The 3,889-nt window shown below is 64.3% G+C and carries 2 protein-coding genes; both read right to left on the reverse strand.

Features of this window, described 5'->3' with window-relative positions:
* Positions 1–63: 63 nt before the first annotated feature.
* Complete coding sequence (clpB, locus tag ACUVTU_RS13100) at positions 64–2,667, reverse strand: ATP-dependent chaperone ClpB (RefSeq protein WP_445890400.1); 2,604 nt, start codon at positions 2,665–2,667, stop codon at positions 64–66.
* A 100-nt stretch (positions 2,668–2,767) separates the two neighbouring features.
* On the reverse strand, positions 2,768–3,778 hold the full coding sequence (locus tag ACUVTU_RS13105) for a DnaJ C-terminal domain-containing protein (protein WP_445890401.1): 1,011 nt from the start codon (positions 3,776–3,778) through the stop codon (positions 2,768–2,770).
* Positions 3,779–3,889: the final 111 nt, after the last annotated feature.

The following is a 3,889-nucleotide window of genomic DNA, read 5'->3' on the forward strand; positions in this document are numbered from 1 at the left end:
AGATTATGCCTGAAAATGGTTATTGGTGAGATGGTATCACGGATCCAGGAATAACGTAATGTTTTAGGCCTTTTCCGCCTGCACCACCACCCGGCCGTCCTGCACATCTATGTGCACGCGGCTGCCGGGTATGGCCTCGCCGGCCACCAGCAGGCGGCTTAAAGGTGTCTCTACGGCCTGCTGCACCAGGCGCTTTAAAGGCCGGGCGCCGAAGCCCGGGTCGTAGCCCTGGTTGGCCAAAAAGGTCAGGGCTTCGTCCGACCAGGTGAGGGTGAGGTCGGCGCTGTCCTTGAGGCGGGCGGCCAGGCGCTCCAGCACCAGGGCGGTGATCTGGCGCATGTGCTCCAGGCTCAAGGCGTGGAAGACCACCACTTCGTCCACCCGGTTTAAAAACTCGGGCCGGAACTGGCGGCGCAGGAGCTGCATCACGGCTTCCTTCATGGCGGTGTAGTCCTGCACGCCGCGCCGGGCAAAGTCCAGGATTTCCTGGCTGCCGATGTTGGAGGTCATGATGATCACGGTGTTTTTGAAATCCACCGTGCGGCCCTTGCCATCGGTGAGCCGCCCATCGTCCAGGATCTGCAGCATGATATTGAACACGTCGGGGTGGGCCTTTTCTATTTCGTCAAAGAGCACCACGCTGTAGGGGCGGCGGCGCACCGCCTCGGTGAGCTGGCCGCCCTCGTCGTAGCCCACGTAACCGGGCGGGGCGCCAATCAGCCGGGCTACGGCGTGTTTTTCCATGTATTCCGACATGTCCAGGCGGATCATGTTGCGCTCGTCGTCAAAGAGGGCCTGGGCCAGGGTGCGGGCCAGCTCGGTTTTGCCCACGCCAGTGGGCCCCAGGAAGATGAAGCTGCCGATGGGGCGGCCCGGGTCCTTGATGCCCGCCCGGGCCCGCAGCACGGCGTCGGCCACGGCCTGCACGGCCTGGTCCTGGCCGATCACCCGCTCGTGCAGCACTTCCTCCAGGCGGAGCAGTTTTTGCTTTTCGCCCTCCATGAGGCGGCTGACCGGGATGCCGGTCCAGCGGCTGACCACGGCGGCAATCTCGGCTTCATCCACTTCTTCCTTGAGCAACATGTTGTGCTTTTGCTTGCCGGCCAGGCGTTCTTCCTCGGCTTTCAGGCGGCGTTCTAAGTCGTGCAGGCGGCCGTATTTGAGCTCGGCCATGCGGTTTAAGTCATATTCCCGCTCGGCCTTTTCAATTTCCAGCTTGGTATCTTCGATTTCTTTTTTCAGCTGGCGCAGGCGGGAGATGGTCTGCTTTTCGGTCTGCCACTGGGCCTGCATGGCCGCGGCGGCGGCTTTTAAGTCGGCCAGCTGAGCCTGCAGCTTTTTCAGCCGCTCCCGGGAGGCCGGGTCGTCCTCTTTCTTCAGGGCGGCCTCTTCAATCTCCAGCTGCATCACCTGGCGGGTGATTTCGTCCAGCTCGGCGGGCAGGCTGTCGATCTCGTTGCGCAGGCGGGCCGCCGCTTCGTCCACCAGGTCGATGGCCTTGTCGGGCAGGAAGCGGTCGGAAATGTAGCGGTCCGAGAGCACGGCGGCCGCCACCAGGGCGCTGTCCTTGATGCGCACGCCGTGGTGCACTTCGTAGCGCTCTTTTAAGCCGCGCAGGATGGAGATGGTGTCCTGCACCGTGGGCGGCTGTACCAGCACGGGCTGGAAGCGCCGCTCCAGGGCGGCGTCCTTTTCGATGTGTTTGCGGTATTCGTCCAGGGTGGTGGCGCCGATGGCCCGCAGTTCGCCCCGGGCCAGCATGGGCTTTAAGAGGTTGCCGGCGTCCATGGCCCCTTCGGCCGCGCCGGCGCCCACCACGGTGTGCAGTTCGTCAATGAACAGGATGATGCGCCCTTCGGACTGCTGCACTTCTTTGAGCACGGCTTTGAGGCGCTCTTCAAATTCGCCCCGGTATTTGGCGCCGGCAATCAGGGCGCCCATGTCCAGGGCGATGATGCGCTTGTTTTTCAGCCCCTCGGGCACGTCGCCGGCCACAATGCGCCGGGCCAGGCCCTCCACAATGGCGGTTTTGCCCACGCCGGGCTCGCCGATGAGCACCGGGTTATTTTTGGTGCGGCGGGAGAGGATTTCCATGGTGCGGCGGATTTCCTCGTCCCGGCCGATCACCGGGTCCAGTTTGCCGGCGGCGGCCAGTTGGGTGAGATCGCGGCCGTATTTTTCCAGGGCTTCGTAGGTTTCCTCCGGGTTGTCGCTGGTGACGCGCTGGTTGCCCCGCACGGCGCGCAGGGCCGTAAGGATGCCGTCGCGGCGGGCGCCGGCGGCGGCCAGGGCTTCTTTTAGTTCGGGTTCGCCTTCATCGAGCAGGGCCAGCAGCAGGTGCTCGGTGCTGATGTACTGGTCCTTCATCTCGCGGGCTTCTTTTTCCGCTCGGGCCAGTGTGCGGGCCAGGGCCGGGCTCAGGTGCAGCCCGGCGGCGGCACCGTGCACGGCAGGCTGGCGGGAGAGCAGCGCGCGGGTTTTATGCAAAAGGCCGTCCGGGTCGCCTCCGGCCTGCTGCAAAAGGCGCGGCACCAGCCCGCCCTCCTGTTCCAAAAGGGCTAAAAGCAGGTGTTTGCCGGTGAGCTCCTGGTGATGTTTTTCCAGAGCCAGGTTCTGGGCGGCCATGATCGCTTCGCGGGATTTCTGGGTGTAGCGGCTCAGGTCCATGATATTGCCCCCCTTTCGCTATTGCGGCTTTGTGTTCTGTGTGGCTATTACTTCGGTCCACTTGTTCAGGAAGAACCTGCCCCCGCTTTGCGTTGCAGTGCTATCTTCTGCCCAGGCGCAATTGGGCCAGTTGCCTGTACAGTTCCCGCTCTTCCGCCGAGAGGTGTGCGGGCAGGTCAATGGCTATCTGCACGTACTGGTCGCCCCGGCCGCCGCCCTTTACGGGCCAGCCCTTGCCCTTCAGGCGCAGCTTCTGGCCGCTGCGCAGGCCGGGTGGCACGGTGACCGTGACCGGGCCGTCCAGAGTGGGCACGGCTATTTTGTCGCCCAGGACGGCCTGGTCCGGGGTGATGGTGGCCGTGCTGTAGATGTCCTCGCCCTGCAGTTTGAACTGCGGGTGGGGCAGCAGTTTTACGGTCAGGTAGAGGTCGCCGCGGGCACCTCCTGCCGCCCCCTCCCCGCCCTGCCCTTTTAAGCGGATGCGGCTGCCCTCACTTAAAGCGGGCGGTATTTTCACCTCCAGGGTGCGGGTTTGGGGCAGGCGGCCCGTGCCGCCGCAGCGCGGGCACAGGCCGCCCGCGGTCAGGCCTTCCCCGTGGCAGTCCGGGCAGGGCTGCGGGCTGCTCAGCTGGATGGTTTTGCTGCCGCCCCGGTAGGCTTCCTCCAGGGTGAGCTCCAGCTGGCTTTCCAGGTCCTGGCCGCGCCGCGCCCGGGGGCTGCGGCGGGTGCGCCGGGCGGCGCTAAAGGCGGCCTCCCGGCCGAAGAGCATTTCAAAGAAGTCGGAAAAGCCGCTGCCAAAGCCGGTGAAGCCGGCCGGGTCGCCCTGGTAGAAGAAAAAGTCGCCCATGTCGGGCGGCGGCTGCCACTGCTGGCCGGCCTGCCAGCCCGCACCCAGCCGGTCGTATTTGGCCCGCTTTTCCGGATCACCCAGCACTTCGTAGGCTTCGTTGATCTGCTTGAATTTTTCTTCGGCCTGTTGTTTTTCCTGGGGGTCGGTGAACAGGTCGGGGTGGTACTGGCGGGCCAGCTTGCGGTAGGCGGCTTTGATCTCTTTGTCGCTGGCACCGCGTTCCACGCCCAGTATTTGATAATAGTCCTGAAAGACCGGCATGTGGGATCACCACCTTTGCGTTTGCCCCAAGCCAGCGTGGGGGGGCGGTGTTTTCGCGCTTAGGTAAAACGCCGCCCCACACACCAAGGTGATGCGTGTCTTTTGCGACAA

The organism is Desulfurispora sp. (assembly GCF_052744395.1).

Bases quoted from the DNA above. Each gene is read 5' to 3' on its own strand.
- clpB (WP_445890400.1), bottom strand. From the start codon at position 2,667: ATGGACCTGAGCCGCTACACCCAGAAATCCCGCGAAGCGATCATGGCC.
- ACUVTU_RS13105 (WP_445890401.1), bottom strand. From the start codon at position 3,778: ATGCCGGTCTTTCAGGACTATTATCAAATACTGGGCGTGGAACGCGGT.